The organism is Streptomyces sp. NPDC002884 (assembly GCF_040295245.1).
Taxonomy (GTDB): Bacteria; Actinomycetota; Actinomycetes; order Streptomycetales; family Streptomycetaceae; genus Streptomyces.
The window spans coordinates 281,480-297,825 of sequence record NZ_JBEOVB010000005.1 but is presented as its reverse complement, the minus strand read 5'-3'; the positions used below and the strand labels follow the sequence as shown (position 1 = coordinate 297,825).

Sequence of the window (16,346 nt, the reverse complement as noted above, 5' to 3'; positions counted from 1 at the left end):
CGGTCTTGCTGAAGGCCCCCATCTTGCCGTCCACAGGTGACGGAGGGGCACAGTCCGGTCACAACCACCGACAAGTTGCAACCCCCTGCAACCCTGGTGAACGTCCACAGGGTGTTTGAAACTTGAGCCACGCCGTCCCGAGCGGCGATTCTGGCCTCGCAGGGCCATTGCGGCGGGGGTGGTGCCGTGTCGGCGCAGCACCACCCCCGCTTCCTGTTCGCGCAGGCCGGCGCGGTCAGCAGCGAGGTGCGGCCCGCTCGACGACCGACGCCAGGTCCAGGGTGTGGGGCAGTGTCCCGAAAGCCGCGCCGCCGTCCCCGCCCAGCCGTGAGGCGCAGAAAGCGTCGGCCACCTCCGGCGGCGCGAATCGCACGAGCAGTGCCCCCTGGAGCACCAGAGCGAATCGCTCCGCCAGCCGACGCGCCCGTCCCTCCACGCCGTCCAGATCCGCCAGTTCCGTCAGCAGACCCTTGATCGCCCTGTCCAGCCGGTGATCTGCCCCGCGCGCCTGCCCCACCTCCTGGAGATAGGCGTTCAGCGCCTGCGGCTCCCGTCGCAGCGCGCGCAGCACGTCCAGCGCCTGGACGTTGCCCGCGCCCTCCCAGACCGAGTTCAGCGGCGACTCTCGCACCAGCCGGGGCATTCCCGACTCCTCGACGTAACCGTTTCCCCCCAAGCACTCCGAGGCCTCCACCGCCACCGGCGCACAGCGCTTGGTCACCCAGTACTTGGCCGCCGGAACCGCGATCCTCAGCAGTGCCCGCTCCTGCTCCCCACCGTCGTCGTAGGCCGCCGCGAGTCGCAGCGCGAGCACGGTCGCCGCCTCCGACTCCAGTGCGAGGTCGGCCAGAACGTTGCGCATCAGCGGTTTGTCGACGAGCTTCCCGCCGAACGCCTCACGGTAGGTGCAGTGATGGATCGCCTGCGCCACCGCCTGCCGCATCAGCCCCGCCGAGCCCAGCACACAGTCGACCCGCGTCGCCGCCACCATGTCGATGATGGTGCGCACCCCGCGCCCCTCGTCACCGACCCGACGGGCCCACGTCCCGTCGAACTCGACCTCGGCCGACGCGTTGGACCTGTTTCCCAGCTTGTCCTTGAGCCGCTGGAGGCGGAAAACGTTACGGGTACCGTCTTCCAGCACGCGCGGCACGAGGAAACAGGTGAGCCCGCCTTCGCCCCGCGAAGGGGCCGCCTGCGCGAGCACCAGGAAACCGTCCGACATCGGCGCCGAGCAGAACCATTTGTGGCCGGTCAGTTCGTACGTTCCGTCCTCGGCGAGCGGCGTGGCGACCGTCGCGTTCGCCCGTACGTCGCTGCCACCGTGTTTCTCCGTCATTCCCATGCCGAACAGCGCCCCGGCCTTGAGCCCGGCCGGCCGCAGCTCACGGTCGTAGATCGTGGACGTCAGCCGGGGCTCCCACTCGGCGGCCAGCACCGGATCGGCGCGAAGTGCGGGCACCGCCGCGTGCGTCATGGACAGCGGACAGCCGTTGCCGGCCTCCACCTGCGTCCACACCAGGAAACCCGCCGCCCGACGCACATGCCCACCCGGCCGCACCCAGGCATCCGTCAGATGGGCCCCGACGCCCTTGCCGAGCAGCCGGTGCCACGCCGGATGGAACTCCACCTCGTCGACGCGGTGGCCGTAACGGTCGTGCGTAAGCAGTTTCGGCGGATGTTCGTTCGCCTGCACCGCCCACTCCTGCAACTGCGCCGATCCGGCGGCCCGGCCGAGCGCCGACAGCTCGCCGTGCGCCTCGTCGAGCAGTTCCGGATCAAGATGCCGTTCCACGGCCGCCACCAGCGCCCGATCGGCGCCGTACACGTCGTACCCGGTCAGGGGCGGGGGCTGGTTGGTCACGGTGTGCGTGGTGCCTGCCATGGCCCGAACCTACCCCCGGGTACGACGGTCATGGCCACCCGGGAGCCCGCGCGCCGCTCCCCGACCCGGTGAAGCGGCCTTGCCGGAGGTGAGTGCAGCCCCGAACGGCGGATACCTTTAGGGCGTGCAGCCAGGAAGTCAGTCACCCGAGCAACCCGGGAGCCCCACCGGGCGTCTCCACCGGGCGCGTGCCCTTTACCGGAACGTTTCCAAGCGACGGACAGCCTGGCTGCTGTTGAAGGACACCACCAATACCTGCATCGAGTACCGCATCCTCGGTCTCGCCGCAGAAGCCGCTTTCTTCACGTTGCTGTCCGTGCCGCCGCTGCTGCTCAGCCTCATCGGCCTGCTCGGCTACGTCGACGACTGGACCGGCACCGACACCATCACCAGCCTCGAGGCCAACCTCCTCGACGCCTCGCGCACGGTCCTCTCGGACAAGGGCGTCCGGCAGATCGCCCAGCCGATCCTCGACGATGTGATGAAGGGCGGCCGCCCCGACGTCATCTCCATCGGTTTCCTGTTCGCCCTCTGGTCGGGATCGCGCGCGGTGAACGTCTTCATCGACACCATCACCGTGATGTACGGCCTCGACGGCGTGCGCGGGATCGTCAAGACGCGGCTGGTGGCCTTCCTGCTGTTCGTCGGCGCCCTGCTGATCGGTTCGGTCGCGCTGCCGCTGATGGTCGCCGGGCCGGACGCGGTGGTGCGGATCGTCCCCTGGTCGACCACCGTCGTGCAGGTCCTGTACTGGCCGGTCGTGATCGTCCTGTCCGTCGCGTTCCTGACAACGCTTTACCACGTCTCCGTACCCGTGCGCTCGCCGTGGATCGAGGACGTACCCGGCGCGCTGGTCGCCCTCGCCATGTGGGTGCTCGGCAGTTTCCTGCTGCGCATCTACCTGACCAACACGATCGAGGGCGCCACCATCTACGGCTCCCTCGCCGCCGCCGTCGCGGTACTGCTGTGGATCGGCGTGTCCGCCTTCGCCGTGCTGGTCGGCGCCGCCGTCAACGCGGCGATCGACAGGGTCTGGCCGGCCGCGGCGACGGCCGCGGCCCGCGCCGCCAACGAACGCCTTCGGGAGGAGGAGGCGGCGGAGTACGTGGCCCGCATGGCGGCGATCCGCTCCCACGAGGACGACGACCCCGACGATCCCGACATGCCGTCCGAGTTTCCCGAGCGGTGGTCCCGGTTTCTCCCACCGGAGGACGTGACGGGACGTTTCCGGACGCATGTGAGGAGTTCTCCGAAGGGACACCACGGGGGAAACGGCGGGAACGGGGAAGAACAGCCTCCGGAGAAGTGAGCCCCTGGGGTGGACCGAGCAGGGGCGAGTCCCCGGCAGCGCCCCTCGGAGCGGCCCGGAAACGGGAGAGCTAAGCCTTCCAGACGCCCGCCCACGCCGACTCCTTCGCGAACTCCGCGAAGTCGCGCGGCTCACGGCCGAGCACCTGTCGTACGCCGTCCGAGAGGTGGGCGTTACGGCCGTCCAGCAGAGACTCGAACAACTCCACCAGGAAAGCGACTTCCTCCGGCGGCACCCCGAACCCGGCCAGCTGCTCACCGTACCGATGCGCCGGCACCGGCGTGTACGTGAGCTCGCGCCCCGCTGCCCGGCCGATCTCCGCAATCGCTTCCCGAAACGTCAGCAGCCGTGGTCCGGACACCTCAAGTGCCTCACCCACATACCGGTCGCCCTCGGTAAGCGCTTTCACCACCACATCCGCGACATCCCGCAGGTCGACGAACGGCTCCTGTACCTCCCCACCCGCGAACACCAGCTCCCCGCTCTGCCGCAGCCCCTCCACCAGGGGCCCCTCACTGAAGTTCTGCGCGAACCACGCGGCCCGTACGACCGTCCAGTCCGCGCCCGACGCCCGCAGCGCCTCCTCGGTCGGCAGCGCCCGCTCCTCACCCCGTGACGACAGCAGCACCAGCCGCCGCACCCCGAGTGCGACCGCCTCACGGGCCAGCCGTCCCACCGCCTCGGCCGCGTCCGGCGCCCCCACGTCCGAGGGATACACCAGGTACGCCGCGTCCGCGCCGCGCAGCACGTCCGCCCATGTCGAGCCGTCGTGCCAGTCGAACCCCTGGGCCCGCGAGGCCGCCCGCACCGTCAGCCCGGCCGCCTCGGCCGCCTGCGCCACCCGGCTGCCCGTACGACCGGACGCGCCGGTCACCACCACCGTCATCCGCTGTGCCGTGTTCTGTGTCATGCGTTCAGTCAACTGCCGTACGCCGCACGCTCCCATCGCTGAACGGCTCATTCCCATAAGCGCGCGTCTACGCTGGCCGCATGGACGCTCCTCCACGCTCGAACATGCTCACGCGCGGGGACCCCCTTGCAGGCCTGCTGGAGGGGCCACGCGCGCGTGGCGCGCTCATGATCCGCGCGTGCTTCGACCCGCCGTGGGCCGTACGGGTCGAGGACCGCGCCCCGCTGACGGTGATGCTCATGGTGCGCGGCGAGGGCTGGGTCGTACCGGACGAGGGGGAGCACGTCCGCCTGCGGGCCGGCGACCTCGCCATCGCCCGTGGCCCCGCCCCGTACACCTGCGCCGATGCCCCGGGGACACCCGCGCAGGCGCTGATCCTCCCCGGCGGAGAGTGCGCGTACCCCGACGGGCGCCTCCTCAACGGCTCCATGGACCTGGGCGTGCGGACCTGGGGCGACCGGCTGGACGGCTCCACGGTCGTCCTGATCGGCACGTACCTGATGCAGGGCGAGATCAGCGGCCGGCTGCTCGACGCGCTGCCCCCACTGCTGTCCCTCACCTCCGACGTCTGGCAGTGCCCGCTGACCCCCCTGCTCATGGAGGAGATCATCCGCGACGAACCCGGTCAGGAGGTCGTTCTGGACCGCATGCTCGACCTCCTGGTCATCGCCGCGCTGCGGGCCTGGTTCTCCCGCCCCGAAGCGGCGGCCCCGGCCTGGTACCGGGCGCTGGCCGACCCGGTCGTGGGCCGCGTTCTGCGGCTGGTCCAGGACGATCCGGCGCACTCCTGGACCGTCGAGAGCCTCGCCGCGAAGGCTGGTGTGTCCCGGGCTGCCATGGCCCGCCGCTTCAGCGACCTCGTGGGTGAACCCCCGATGACCTACCTCACCGGCCGACGCCTCGCTCTCGCCGCCGACCGACTGCGCGACACCGAGGAGACGATCGGCGCGATCGCCCGCCAAGTCGGTTACGGAAGCGCTTTCGCCCTGTCCAGTGCCTTCAAGCGGGTGTACGGCGTCAGCCCCCCAGGAACATCGCACACGGGCGACGTAGGAACGTGAGGGCGTGGGGCGCGGGGAGCGGGGAGCGAGAAACCGGTTTCCGGAGGCGGAAGAGGGCAGGGAGCGCCGCGGCTCCGTACCGGCACCCGCGTCCCTGCGGCGTAGCCTTGCCTACATGTACGAGGAGCGGCCCTCCCGGCTGGCCGGGGCGGTGGTGTGGACGAACACGCCGTCCGCGGCACCCGGCGCGCTTCCCGTACTCCCTGACGGCTGCATGGACCTGCTGTGGCATGACGGCAGACTGCTGGTCGCCGGACCGGACACCCGTGCTCATGTCCCCGCCGGCCTGCCCGCGGCCTGGGCGGGCATCCGCCTGTTCCCCGGCACCGCGCCCGCGCTGCTCGGCGTACCGGCCCATGAACTACGCGACCGCCGCGTCGAGTTGGCCGAACTGTGGCCGGCACCGGAAGTACGTCGCCTGACCGACCGGATCGCCGCGGCCGCGCATCCCGCGTCGGCCTTGGAGGAGCTGGCGCTGGAGCGGGCGGCGCCGCCGGATCGCGCGCTGCGCCGACTGGTCGCCGCCCTGGCCGCAGGCGGGGCGGTGGCCAAGACGGCCGATGATCTCGGCCTCGGAGCACGCCAGTTGCACCGCCGTTCGTTGTCCGCCTTCGGCTACGGCCCCAAGACGCTCGCTCGGATCCTGCGCCTGCAACGGGCTCTCGCGCTGGCCCGGCGCGGCGTGCCGTACGCGGACACGGCGAACCGGGCCGGTTACGCCGACCAGGCCCATCTCTCCCGGGATGTCAGGGAGTTCACGGGCCTCACGTTGGGCGCCCTGTTGGGCTGAGCGGACCCCGCTACTGGGGGAGCGGTGCGAACAGGTCGACGCCGTTGCCGTCGGGGTCGAGCACGACGGCATAGCGCTGGCCCCAGAAGGCATCCCACGGTTTCAGGTCGCCTCGGTGACCGGCACCCAGCAACGCCTCGTACACGGTGTCGACCTCGCCCGGTGTGTCGCAGCGCAGCGCGAGTGAGGCCCGACCACCCCCGGACGGTGGCTGCCATTCCGGGTTGAACGAGCGGACGGTGGCCTCGGTGTCCAGCAACAGCCGCAGTCCACCGGGCAGTTCGGCCTCGGTGTGCGGTTCCTGCTCGGCCCCCTCGGGGAAGGCGAAGCCGAGCCGACGGTAGAAGGAGACGGACGCGGCCATGTCGGAGACGACCAGGCCGATGGCATCGAATCGTGGACTCATGCGGCAACGGTAGGCAGCGCTGCCGCGGCCGGTCTTGAAAGAAACGGACACGCTCCGGAAAACCTTTCCGTACACCCGGACGGCGCTGGCGGCCGGGTGGGGTGGGGACCCGATCAGCCGGCCTTCGGAACGGGCCCCGTTCCGAAGGCCGGCTGCCCGCTATTGCCGATCACCATCTCGGCCAGTCGTCACGGGGACGCGCCGACCTCCCAGGGAGGGGTGGGAGGACCCACCCTCGGTTGGCTCCGGGGCGCGTACGGGGAGCACGGCTGCTACCGCGGGGTTCGAGCAGGCATCATCGATGCGGATCTCGACCAGCCCGGTCCGTTCCCTGGCAGAGCCGAGTCCGGAGGACGGTTGCACCGCTGAGGGCAGGGGCTTCCCGGGTCAGCTGAAGGTCACCGGCCCGTTGGGTGTGTCCACCGTGAACGAGAATCCCGCCGGGCCCTCGGTGAGGGCGAGGTCGGTACCGAGAGCGGTCAGCAGGGGGCGGACCTCCTCGGGGGCAGGAGCGGTGGCGGTCAACTCCAGCAGGGGACTGACGGGCAGGCCGGACGCGGAGGGGTGGACCGTGCCGCCCCAGTCGATGAGGAAGGGCACCAGGCCGGACGGATGCGGGGAGCCGCCGTCGGTCAGCCGCCATTGAAGCAGGCTGCCGTCGGGGCGACGCCGGCTCATCTCCCGTACGCCGCCGGTGTCGTAGCCCCGAGCACGGGCACCCGCGACCGTCGCGTCCAGGTCGGGCGGGCTGATGGCCCAGGTGATCGTCCGTGCGGAGGCGAGCGCGTCCACACCGAAGGGACGCGGGCCGGAAGGCGTGGGCTGTTCCGGGTCCGGGCCGATGATCTCCAGATACGCGCCATGCCCCAGGCCGACGAGGTAGTTGCGGGTGCCGAGCCCGACATGCACCCCACCCGGTGCCGGGGCCACTCCCGTGCGCCGGGTGAACTCGGCGACCGTCGCCGCCAGATCGGGCGTTGCGAGGACGATGTGGTCGAGGCGTGCGGGAATGGTGTTCATCCCGCCCGAGCCTACGCGCCCGGCCTCCGGAACGGCCGCGCCCGCGGAACTCCACCGAGAGGCCTAGGGCAGTCGGCGGAGCGCGTGCGAACGCGAGGCAACCGGTTACGCCCTTGCTTCAACAGTCAGTCTGCCGGTGCCGGTTCTCCGAGGTCCTGCGCGCCGATCGGGCGGGTTCCGACGCATCCTCGGGGGACTCACTGGCTGGGCGCCGCGTCCGGCTCAGGGCCGAGCCCGTGCCGCCGCCTCCGGAACAACGTTCACCGCCGAAATTTTCGCCCTGATCATCTCCTGGGAGCCGAACTCCCGTCGGCCTAGGCTCGTCCCCATGACCGCCCGCCTGCTCGTGTACACCCGCACAACCGATTACCGCCACGACTCCATCGCGGACGCGGTCGCCGCCGTACGTGGGTTGGACGAGTACGCCGTCGACCACACCGAGGACCCGGCGGCCCTGGAGGCCTCGCTGGACGGATACGCGGCCGTGGTCTTCCTCTCCACCAGCGGCGAGGTGCTGACCCCGGCCGGGCGGGAACGCCTTGCCGGCTACGTCGAGGCGGGCGGCGGTTTCGTCGGGGTGCACGCGGCGGCCTGCACCGAGTACGACTGGCCGTACTACGGCGAACTCCTCGGCGCCCGCTTCGCCCGCCACCCCGAGTATCAGCCGGGCAAAGCGGTGATCGAGGACCACGACCACCCCGCCACCCGCTCGCTGCCGACCGTCTGGGACTTCACCGACGAGTGGTACGACTTCCGCGCCAACCCGCGCGGTCGGGTGCGCGTTCTCGCCGTCGCCGACGAGTCGTCGTACACGGGTGGCGGGATGGGAGCCGACCACCCGCTGGCCTGGTGCCGGGAGCAGGGCCAGGGACGCGTTTTCTACACGGCCCTCGGACATGCCTCCCAGGCTTACGCCGACCCCCACTTCCGTGCCCATCTGGGCGGTGGCATCGCCTGGGCCGCACGGCTGCGGGACCAGTGACGTTTCTCCGGTGAACAGGTTGCGCCAATGGGGTGAGTAAAGCCTTCACATGGAGGAAGTCGCGCATCGACATAGAGATCCTTTTGTCTTCGTAAAGGGCTGTTGTGTCGCAATGGCTTTCTTGCACCTGGTGTGTTGACCCCTCGACTCCATTGGAGGAGCCGGACGGTGACTTACGGGAACAAGTTGCGGGAGCGGATTACCGACCCGGGAACGACTCCGCTGATCGGCGTGTACGACATGTACTCGGCGTCGATCGCCGCGGAACACTACGACGGGATGTTCGTCTCGGGCTTCGGCTTCGCGGCCTCGCACTACGGGCTGCCGGACATCGGTTTCATCGCCTGGCCGGACATGGTGGCGTTCGTCCAGCGGTTGCGGGGCGCGTTCCCGCAGCAGCACCTGCTGGTGGACATCGACGACGGGTACGTCGATCCGGAGGTCGCCTGTCATGTGGTGGAGGGCCTCGAGCGCATCGGGGCCTCCGGCGTGATCCTGGAGGACCAGAAGCGGCCGCGCCGGTGCGGGCACGCCGACGGCAAGCAGGTGCTGCCGCTGGACGAGTACCTGGCGAAACTGGAGATGGTCCTGGCCACCCGCCGCGACCTGGTCGTGGTGGCCCGTACGGACGCCACCGACGAGCACGACATCCTGCAGCGGGCCAGGACGCTGGCCGCCACCGACGCGGATGTGATCCTGGTCGACGGGGTCCGCACCGTGGAGTGGATCCGCCGGATCCGTGACGTGGTGGGAGACAAGCCGCTGCTGTTCAACCAGATCGCCGGAGGGAAGTCCCCCAGGCTCTCGCTGAGCGAACTGTCCGACCTGGGCGTGAACGTCGCGATCTACAGCACGCCGTGTCTTTTCGCCGCGCACGCGGCGATGCACTCCGCTCTCGTCGACCTCAAGCGGACCGACGGCCGGCTGCCCCAGGTCGACGCGGTGAGCGGCATCGGCGTGCGGGCCTCGACCGAGCTGCTGGAGCGGAACATCGCGCGCCTGCGCACCGCCCCCGAGAGCGTGAACGCGTGAGCCTGGTCGCTCCCCGGCTGAGGACGGCGACGCTCCTGGCGGCCGCCCTGCTGGCCGCTTTCGCGGCGCCGGCGGTCGCCGAGGGCAGCCTGATCACCGTGATCGACAATTCGCACGCCGACTCGATCCTGGAGGTCGACCGGGCGGCCAATGTCCAGCAGGGCAGCAGCGGCACCGCGGGCAGCGACCACGACGGAAGCGCCGTCGACATGATGGAGGCGCTGGTCGGAGCGCCGGACCGGGGGGAGGACTGAGACGAGGAGATCACCGGCCGGGCGCCACCGTGACGTTGGCGCCCGGCTTTCCGCTGTCCGTTACGACGATTTGCCGAACGGTTCGTCAGTCCTCGTCGACGTCGGGGCGTCCGGCCTCGTCCAGTTCGACGTCTTCGGTCTCGTCGCCGGTCTCGTCACCGGGATCGCTCACGGTGGCATGGGCAGTGGCGTCCCGAGGAACGGGGCCGAGAGTCGCGGCCCGGGCCGTCCCCATGACCGTGATGAGGACGGCGGACGCAACGACGAACAGGACGGTGGTGCGCGTGCTGAGGTTCATGCCCGGAAAACGATCAGTAACGCCGAGAGGTCACCGTTTCACGTCCTTGCCCGCCGGTGCGGCGGAGCGGTGCTCGCCCGTTCCACAAGCCGTGTCGACAACTCCGTCCGTGTTCCCTCCGGGTGCTCGCCGTCCATCATCCGCAGCAACAACCGCAACCCCGTTGCCGCCATTTCCGCCAGCGGCTGCCGCACGGTCGTGAGGGCGGGGGTGGTCCATCGGGACTCCGGCAGGTCGTCGAAACCGACCACACTGACGTCGTACGGGACCTTCAACCCCCTTTCCGACAGGGCCAGATAGGCGCCGAGAGCCATGCTGTCGGAGCAGACGAAGACAGCCGTCGGCGGTTCGGGAAGATCGAGCAGTTCCTGCATGCGCCGGTGAGCGATGGCCTCGTCGAAGCCGCCGTTGCGCAGGTACTCGGGGCGGTACGCGACCCCTGCCGACGCCAGGGCCGAGCGGTAACCGGCGACCCGGGCGCTGCTGCACATCTTGCGGCGCGGACCGGCGATCACGGCGATGCGTTCGTGGCCGAGCGCCAGCAGGTGCTCGGTCGCCGTCACCCCGCCCTGCCAGTTCGCCGCGCCCACCGACACCACCCCGGGCGGCGGCTCGACCACCGGGTCGATCAACACGAACGGGGTGCGGTGCTGCTCCAGCCAGGCGTACTGAGAGCCCGTCAACTCAGTCAGATTGAAGAGGACTCCGGCCGTCCCGCGCACCATCAGCTTGTCCAACCAGCCGCGTTGCGGTCGGCCGACGCGGGTGCGGGACAGAGCGGCCGAGACGACCACGTCCAGACCCGCGTCGTGTGCCGCCTCCTCCACGCCGTGCAGCACCGCGCCCGACCAGGAGCTGTCCAGCGAGTGCACGACGAGATCGATCAGCCGGGGCGGCTTGGTCGCGTCGAAGCGGGGTCTGCGCACATAACCCAGCCGGTCCAGCGCCTCCGTCACCCGGCGTCTCGTCTCGGGGGCGACGTCCTCCCTGCCGTTGACCACCTTGGAGGCGGTCGGCACCGATACCCCCGCCTCTCGGGCCACGACCGCCAGGGTCGGCCCGGCCGCCACACCCGCACTCGCACTCGCCGTGCGCACCATCGGGAACCACCTCTCCGGCCCGCCCGAAGGCCGGCGAAAGTTCGACCAGCGCCCTTTCGGAGCCGATGCGGAAACAGACGGCTCACAGAAAGCGCTTGCTATCCTAGGTGCGCCTCGGCGTGACGTGAAGACTCCGGAAAACGCGGGATCTTGGATACCGGAATTCTCGAAACCCCGGACGCGTGGCGCAGCCTGGATGGCAACGGGCTCTCCGGGCGCGGCGGGCACCTCGAAGCAGGGAGGGCGCCGGATCAGATCGGGTGCGCCGAGCCGGTGTACGTCAGCAGATCCGGCGCCGGAGTCACTGGACGGCCCGGTGGCCTCATTCCGGCACGCAGGTCAGTCGAAAGTCCCGGAAGTCTGCGGTGAAGGACGCGTCGACCAGGTCCCGGACGTGGATCCCTGCCAGGGTGCCGGTGAAGCGCAGTCGGTCGCCGTGGTCGTCCGACAGCCGGCCGGCGTCCAGCGGTGGACCGATCGGAGCGTGTACCCCGTCGCACACGTACCAGAACCGCGCCTCCGCCCCCGCGACCGTCACACCCAGCGTGACCGGCAGACTCGCGTCGATGTCCACGATCGCCGCCTGCCGCGCACCCTTCTCGTCGCGCTCCATCAGACTGAGCACCGTCCGCCCCGCACCTCGCCACTGTTGACCGCGCTGCGGTTCGGCCGCGGGCTCCGCCCACGTCAGATCGAGGGACAGGTACGCCTCCGCGTCGTAGCGAAGGATGAGGCCCGCGGCCTGTGTGAAGGTCGAGGGCCGTGCCTGCACGGTGACTTGGGCGGTGGACCGGTGCTCGGTGAGGCGTTGCGCCAGCAGGCTCTGCGCCCAGCGCGACTCCGGACCGTGCCGCCCGCGCAGCCGGATCCAGCCGGGACGGGAGTCAGGATCCGCCCAGGACGGATCCGGTGGTTCACGCAGCGTGCTCCACGGCCATCCCAACACGTCCTCGGTCGGTACCCGTTGGACGACCTCGCACGGGCTCTCGGGGACCTCGACCTCGACCGCCGGAAGCCAACCGCCCTGCCGCAGACGCGGTTTGCCCTCCGCGTTCCAGATCACGGCCTGGATCGCGGTCTCCCTGCCGAGGGTGCAGCGGAAACCGTTTGCTGTGTCGAGCGGACGGGCGGCGAGATGACTCAGAAACCACTCGCCGCCCGGCGTCTCCACCAGTTCGGCGTGTCCCGCCTTCTGCAGCGGCAGCTGTGGGTCGTCGCGAGACGTGAGCAACGGGCGATCGTCGAGTGCGTAGGGCCCGGCGAGGTTGCGGCTGCGGGCCGTACGGACGCCGTGCTCGAAACCGGTTCCCCCCTCGGCGAGGATCAGGTGGTACCACCCGGCATGGAAGAGCAACTTCGGTCCCTCGATCAGCCGTTCATGCTGGAGAAGGAGGTGGGTGTCGCCGAGCGGGGCGAGCGTGCCGCGGTCCAGTTCCGTCAGGACGATACCCGCGAAGCGCGCTCCGCCTGGCCGGTGATCGTTCTGGAGGTTGAGCAGCCACAGACGGCCCCCCTCGTGGAAGAGAGCGGGGTCGAAGCCGTGGCTCGCGATACGGCGCGGCGGCGCCCACGGGCCGGTGACGTCAGAGGCCATGGTGACGTAGGTGGCCTGGTCGAAGTAGGGCGTGCCGACGGACCGTACGACCGTGTAGACCACCCAGAAACGCTTGCCGTCCCAGCTGAGCGAGGGCGCCCAGACGCCGCCCGAGTCGGGGACACCGGCCAACGTCCCGCCCGGAGCGGCGCCTTGGACGTGGCCCGCGTACTCCCAGTGCGCCAAGTCACGTGACCGGTGGATCGGGATCGTCGGAAACCATTCGAAGGAACTGGTCGCCACGTAATACCGGTCGCCGACCCGGATCAGGGAGGGATCGGGCGCGAAACCGCGGATCACGGGATTGCGCAGGACGGTCACTTGAGCGCCCCCAGCGTGACGCCGGTCCGCCAGTAGCGGCGCATCGCGACCATCATGACGGCCATCGGCACGATGGACAGCAGCGCGCCGGTCAACACCAGGCTCGTGAGGTCGACGCCGGATTCCAGGCGCTTGCCGCTCCAGTTGTAGAGGCCGATGTTGAGCGTCCAGTTCTCCTCACCGCGCAGCACGGTCAACGGAAGGAAGAACGCGTTCCAGGTGTTGACGAAAGCCAGCAGAAACACGGTCGCGCCGCCCGTCGTCATCATGCGCAGCACGATGCTGACGAAGATGCGCAGTTCGCCGGCGCCGTCGAGGCGGGCCGCCTCGAGGAGCTCGAAGGGAATCGTTGCCTCGGTGTACACCTTGGCGAGATACACGCTGAAAGGATTGATCAGGCAGGGGATCAACATCGCCCAGGGAGTGTCGACCAGGCCGATCTCCGAGAACAGCAGATACAGAGGCAGCGTGAGCAGGGCGATCGGGATCAGGAACGAGCCCACCACACAGGCGAAGACCATGGCGCGCCCCGGAAAATCGAAGCGGGCCAGGCCGTAACCGGTTGCGAGCGCGATCAGGGTGCCGCCGAGTGAACCGACACCCGCGTACAGCAGGGAGTTGGCTGTCCAGCGCAGGAAAATGCCGTCCTCGTAGGTGAACAGCTGATGCAGGTTGTTCCACAGATGCATGCCGGAGAACCACAGGCCGTTGCTCTGATAGAGCCCGGTGCGATCCTTGGTGGCGGCGACGACGAGCCACCACACCGGGAACAGACTGTAGGCGCTTGCCAGGACCAGCCCCAGGAGGAGGAACCGCTGGCCGCCCTGCGAACGGGCGGCGGGGTCGGGGTCCGTACGCCGGCGTACCGCCGGCGCCGCGTTCCTCCGCGCGCGGTCTTCGGTGAGCGTCATCGGTCGGCCTCCTTCGAAGTCAGCCGGTAGAACAGGAAGGAGGCGACGCCCAGGACCAGCGCGAGCAGTACCGACAGGGCAGCGGCGTAGTGGTAGTTGCCGGCGTTGAACGCCTGGTTGTAGATGATCATGATCGGGGTGAAGCTGTCGTTCACGGTCTGCGGGGTGACATTTCGAAACAGCGCCGGCTCGTTGAAGATCTGCAGCATCTGGATGACGGAGAGAAGCCCGGTCAGCACCAACGCCCCGCGCACATAGGGCACTTTGATGCTGCGGGCGATCCGGACCTCGGAGGCGCCGTCCAGTCGGGCGGCCTCGAACAGCTCACGAGGCACGGCCTGCAGTGCCGAGTAGATGATCACCATGTTGTAGCCGATGCCGTGCCAGGTGAGCAGATTACCGATGGACGGCCAGACCATGGACGGTGAGAAGAAGTCCCAGTCGGCGCCGAAGAGCCTGCCCAGCGGCGTGAGCGGACCGACGTCCGGGCTGTAGAGGTTGATCCACACGAGGGCGGCCACGACCCCGGGGATCATGTAAGGGACCAGCAACAGGATCCGGAACCGGCTTGCCGCCCGTGAGCCGAGTGCGTCCAGGAACAGCGCCAGCACCAGACTGACGAAGAGCATCACCGGTATCTGCACACAGGCGAACAGCATCACCCGCAGGATGGAGCTGACGAATGCCGGGTCGGTGAGGCCCTGTCGGTAGTTCTCCAGGCCGGAGAACCGCTCCGACGCGCCTCCGAGACCGAGCCCGGACTGCCGGGTGCGGAACAGCGACTGGTAGACGGCGTAGCCGATCGGTACCAGATACAGGAACACGAAGCCGAGCTGGAAGGGCACCGTGAACGCGGCGCCCTTCCAGCGCAGGGAGTGAATCATCGGCTGCGCCTCAGCCCTCGACGTTGATGCCGCGGGACTTCAGATCGTTGACGGTCCACTCCTGCATGTGCGCCAGCAGGTCGGTGACTTTCTGGTCCTTGTTCACGACCTTGGCCCAGCCGGCCTGCATCTCGGTGAACATCGCCGTCCAGTCGGGGCCGAAAGTCCAGTCGGTGGTAACCGTGTTCAGACTGTCTTTCACGATCTGCTGAGCAGGTTCGTAGTTCGTGCCGAGCAGTTTGCCGGAGATCGCCTCGCCGACGTAGACGTCACTGTCGGCCAGCGCCGGCATCACTCCGTTGCCTGTCGTCGGGCTCGCCATCGTCTTGACCGCGCCGGTGTCGGTGGACATCCACAGCGCCGCCTCGGCCGCCTGCTGCCGGCTCTTGCACTGCTTGGTCACCAGAGTCAGACCGCCGCTCTGGTTGGTGCCCGCAGGGGTCTTTTCCGCCCCGCCGGCGAATGTCGGCCAGGGCGAGAGCGCCCACTTGCCGAAGGACTTGGTGAAGTTCTGCACCATGCCGGCCATCTGCCAGGTGGAGATCTGGCGGGTCGCGGTGCCGCCGTTGTCGTAGTTGCGTTGGACGGCGGCGTAGTCGGCGAAGGAAAGCGTGGAGTTGAGGTCGTTGTCGACGATCTCCTGGATCACCCGCGCGGCCCTGAGCGTGCCCTCGTCCTGGAAATTCACTTTCCAGGAGTTGCCGTCGATCGCGTACCAGTGGGCGCCGGCCTGCATGGCGAGTACCTCGAGGGTGCTGGGGTCCTCGCCGGCGTAGTTGGTGATCTTGACGTCGTGCTTCTTCAGCTCCTTGCCTGCAGCTATGAAATCGTCCCAGGTGGCGGGCGCCTTCAGGCCGTACTTGGCGAAGACATCCGTGCGGTAGACGGTGAAGGCGGGTGCCGAACTGGTCGGTACTCCGTAGACCTTGCCCTGGACCTGTCCGGCAGCCCAGGAACCGGCGTTGAACTTGTCCTTGCTCGACCCGACGTACGTCGTGATGTCGGCGAGTGCCCCTTGCGACACCCAACTGGTGACGTACTCGGCGGTGTTCTGCACGAGGCAGGGCGCGTTGCCCGCCTTGACCGCGTTGGTCAGCTGCTTCTGCATGGTCAACTGGTCGGTGACCTTGGTGTACTTCAGCTGGATGTCCTTGTGGGAGGCGTTGAACGCCTCGACGACCGCTTCCTGCCCGTTTGCCCAACCCCAGAAGGGGAGGGTGACCGGGCCGGACGCCGAGGAGTCTCCGTCACCCGACCCGCCGCAGGCGGAGAGCAGACCTGTCAGCGCGATACCCGCCACGGTGGCGCGGGCGATCCTTTTCCGGGGGCTGGTGGAGTTCATCTGACCGTGATCCTTCGGAGAGTAGGCGTCTCGGAACGAGAGAACAGCGGCTCGGTACTGGCCGGGAACGGCGGCTGTAAGGCCGGACGACGTCGGCGTAGCGGAAGTTGTAGAAACCGGTTGCTGTGACGGTAGGCCGAGGGATTCAGCTGTATCAAGGGGTGTGCAGGAAATTGTCGCGCCGGTACAACGCGGTGGAGCGTCGTACGGCGTCACGGAGAGAGCCTGCGATGACCTGCGTTGAAGC

Annotated in this window: 16 protein-coding genes; 6 read left to right on the top strand and 10 right to left on the bottom strand. The window is 69.2% G+C overall.

All coding sequences use genetic code 11. From position 1 onward, the window contains the following. Nucleotides 1-235 precede the first annotated feature (235 nt). The gene (locus tag ABT070_RS13655) at nt 236-1,885 is read right to left on the bottom strand and encodes an acyl-CoA dehydrogenase family protein (RefSeq protein WP_351759102.1); all 1,650 of its coding nucleotides are present in this window, start codon (nt 1,883-1,885) and stop codon (nt 236-238) included. Between the two features lie 124 nt (nt 1,886-2,009). Between ABT070_RS13655 and ABT070_RS13650 the strand changes: the two genes are divergently transcribed. Then, nucleotides 2,010-3,194: a YihY/virulence factor BrkB family protein gene (locus ABT070_RS13650; RefSeq protein ID WP_351759099.1), complete on the top strand. Its 1,185-nt coding sequence runs from the start codon at nt 2,010-2,012 to the stop codon at nt 3,192-3,194. A 70-nt stretch (nt 3,195-3,264) separates the two neighbouring features. On the opposite strand, the gene ABT070_RS13645 is transcribed toward ABT070_RS13650, so the two are convergent. Continuing rightward, on the bottom strand, nt 3,265-4,104 hold the full coding sequence (locus ABT070_RS13645; protein WP_351759096.1) for an NmrA family NAD(P)-binding protein: 840 nt from the start codon (nt 4,102-4,104) through the stop codon (nt 3,265-3,267). Nucleotides 4,105-4,208: 104 nt separating this feature from the next. Between ABT070_RS13645 and ABT070_RS13640 the strand changes: the two genes are divergently transcribed. Beyond that, nucleotides 4,209-5,165 (top strand): AraC family transcriptional regulator, encoded by a 957-nt coding sequence (locus ABT070_RS13640; protein WP_451100209.1) that lies wholly within the window; start codon nt 4,209-4,211, stop codon nt 5,163-5,165. A gap of 115 nt (nt 5,166-5,280) precedes the next feature. Further along, a complete protein-coding gene (locus ABT070_RS13635) occupies nt 5,281-5,955 on the top strand; it encodes a helix-turn-helix domain-containing protein (protein ID WP_351759090.1) in 675 nt (224 codons plus the stop codon). A 10-nt stretch (nt 5,956-5,965) separates the two neighbouring features. Here ABT070_RS13635 and ABT070_RS13630 read toward each other — a convergent pair whose 3' ends face one another. Together ABT070_RS13630 and ABT070_RS13625 are read right to left on the bottom strand one after the other, a co-directional pair. Further along, complete coding sequence (locus ABT070_RS13630; RefSeq protein ID WP_351759087.1) at nt 5,966-6,361, bottom strand: VOC family protein; 396 nt, start codon at nt 6,359-6,361, stop codon at nt 5,966-5,968. Between the two features lie 387 nt (nt 6,362-6,748). Further along, complete coding sequence (locus ABT070_RS13625; protein WP_351759084.1) at nt 6,749-7,381, bottom strand: VOC family protein; 633 nt, start codon at nt 7,379-7,381, stop codon at nt 6,749-6,751. A 328-nt stretch (nt 7,382-7,709) separates the two neighbouring features. On the opposite strand from ABT070_RS13625, the gene ABT070_RS13620 reads away from it, so the two are divergent. The 3 genes from ABT070_RS13620 to ABT070_RS13610 all read left to right on the top strand — a co-directional run bounded on the left by ABT070_RS13620 (nt 7,710) and on the right by ABT070_RS13610 (nt 9,649). Further along, entirely contained in the window at nt 7,710-8,363 is a 654-nt protein-coding gene (locus ABT070_RS13620) for a ThuA domain-containing protein (RefSeq protein ID WP_351759082.1), read from the top strand. Nucleotides 8,364-8,531: 168 nt separating this feature from the next. After that, nucleotides 8,532-9,395 (top strand): isocitrate lyase/PEP mutase family protein, encoded by an 864-nt coding sequence (locus ABT070_RS13615; protein ID WP_351759079.1) that lies wholly within the window; start codon nt 8,532-8,534, stop codon nt 9,393-9,395. Further along, a complete protein-coding gene (locus ABT070_RS13610) occupies nt 9,392-9,649 on the top strand; it encodes a hypothetical protein (RefSeq protein ID WP_351759077.1) in 258 nt (85 codons plus the stop codon). Before ABT070_RS13615 ends, ABT070_RS13610 begins: the two co-directional genes overlap by 4 nt. A gap of 85 nt (nt 9,650-9,734) precedes the next feature. Here ABT070_RS13610 and ABT070_RS13605 read toward each other — a convergent pair whose 3' ends face one another. The 6 genes from ABT070_RS13605 to ABT070_RS13580 all read right to left on the bottom strand — a co-directional run bounded on the left by ABT070_RS13605 (nt 9,735) and on the right by ABT070_RS13580 (nt 16,099). Then, complete coding sequence (locus tag ABT070_RS13605) at nt 9,735-9,947, bottom strand: hypothetical protein (RefSeq protein ID WP_351759074.1); 213 nt, start codon at nt 9,945-9,947, stop codon at nt 9,735-9,737. Nucleotides 9,948-9,985: 38 nt separating this feature from the next. Then, the gene (locus ABT070_RS13600) at nt 9,986-11,047 is read right to left on the bottom strand and encodes a LacI family DNA-binding transcriptional regulator (protein WP_351759072.1); all 1,062 of its coding nucleotides are present in this window, start codon (nt 11,045-11,047) and stop codon (nt 9,986-9,988) included. A gap of 322 nt (nt 11,048-11,369) precedes the next feature. Continuing rightward, nucleotides 11,370-12,962: a glycoside hydrolase family 43 protein gene (locus ABT070_RS13595; RefSeq protein WP_351759070.1), complete on the bottom strand. Its 1,593-nt coding sequence runs from the start codon at nt 12,960-12,962 to the stop codon at nt 11,370-11,372. After that, nucleotides 12,959-13,873: a carbohydrate ABC transporter permease gene (locus tag ABT070_RS13590; RefSeq protein WP_351759067.1), complete on the bottom strand. Its 915-nt coding sequence runs from the start codon at nt 13,871-13,873 to the stop codon at nt 12,959-12,961. Before ABT070_RS13590 ends, ABT070_RS13595 begins: the two co-directional genes overlap by 4 nt. Further along, nucleotides 13,870-14,757, bottom strand: a complete 888-nt coding sequence (locus ABT070_RS13585; RefSeq protein ID WP_351759064.1) for a carbohydrate ABC transporter permease — start codon at nt 14,755-14,757, stop codon at nt 13,870-13,872. The genes ABT070_RS13590 and ABT070_RS13585 overlap by 4 nt, the downstream gene beginning before the upstream one ends. A gap of 10 nt (nt 14,758-14,767) precedes the next feature. Continuing rightward, a complete protein-coding gene (locus ABT070_RS13580; protein ID WP_351759061.1) occupies nt 14,768-16,099 on the bottom strand; it encodes an ABC transporter substrate-binding protein in 1,332 nt (443 codons plus the stop codon). Between the last annotated feature and the right edge of the window lie 247 nt (nt 16,100-16,346).

Bases quoted from the DNA above. Each gene is read 5' to 3' on its own strand.
- ABT070_RS13655 (WP_351759102.1), bottom strand. From the start codon at position 1,885: ATGGCAGGCACCACGCACACCGTGACCAACCAGCCCCCGCCCCTGACC.
- ABT070_RS13645 (WP_351759096.1), bottom strand. From the start codon at position 4,104: ATGACACAGAACACGGCACAGCGGATGACGGTGGTGGTGACCGGCGCG.
- ABT070_RS13640 (WP_451100209.1), top strand. From the start codon at position 4,209: ATGCTCACGCGCGGGGACCCCCTTGCAGGCCTGCTGGAGGGGCCACGC.
- ABT070_RS13635 (WP_351759090.1), top strand. From the start codon at position 5,281: ATGTACGAGGAGCGGCCCTCCCGGCTGGCCGGGGCGGTGGTGTGGACG.
- ABT070_RS13630 (WP_351759087.1), bottom strand. From the start codon at position 6,361: ATGAGTCCACGATTCGATGCCATCGGCCTGGTCGTCTCCGACATGGCC.
- ABT070_RS13625 (WP_351759084.1), bottom strand. From the start codon at position 7,381: ATGAACACCATTCCCGCACGCCTCGACCACATCGTCCTCGCAACGCCC.
- ABT070_RS13620 (WP_351759082.1), top strand. From the start codon at position 7,710: ATGACCGCCCGCCTGCTCGTGTACACCCGCACAACCGATTACCGCCAC.
- ABT070_RS13605 (WP_351759074.1), bottom strand. From the start codon at position 9,947: ATGAACCTCAGCACGCGCACCACCGTCCTGTTCGTCGTTGCGTCCGCC.
- ABT070_RS13600 (WP_351759072.1), bottom strand. From the start codon at position 11,047: ATGGTGCGCACGGCGAGTGCGAGTGCGGGTGTGGCGGCCGGGCCGACC.
- ABT070_RS13590 (WP_351759067.1), bottom strand. From the start codon at position 13,873: ATGACGCTCACCGAAGACCGCGCGCGGAGGAACGCGGCGCCGGCGGTA.
- ABT070_RS13585 (WP_351759064.1), bottom strand. From the start codon at position 14,757: ATGATTCACTCCCTGCGCTGGAAGGGCGCCGCGTTCACGGTGCCCTTC.
- ABT070_RS13580 (WP_351759061.1), bottom strand. From the start codon at position 16,099: ATGAACTCCACCAGCCCCCGGAAAAGGATCGCCCGCGCCACCGTGGCG.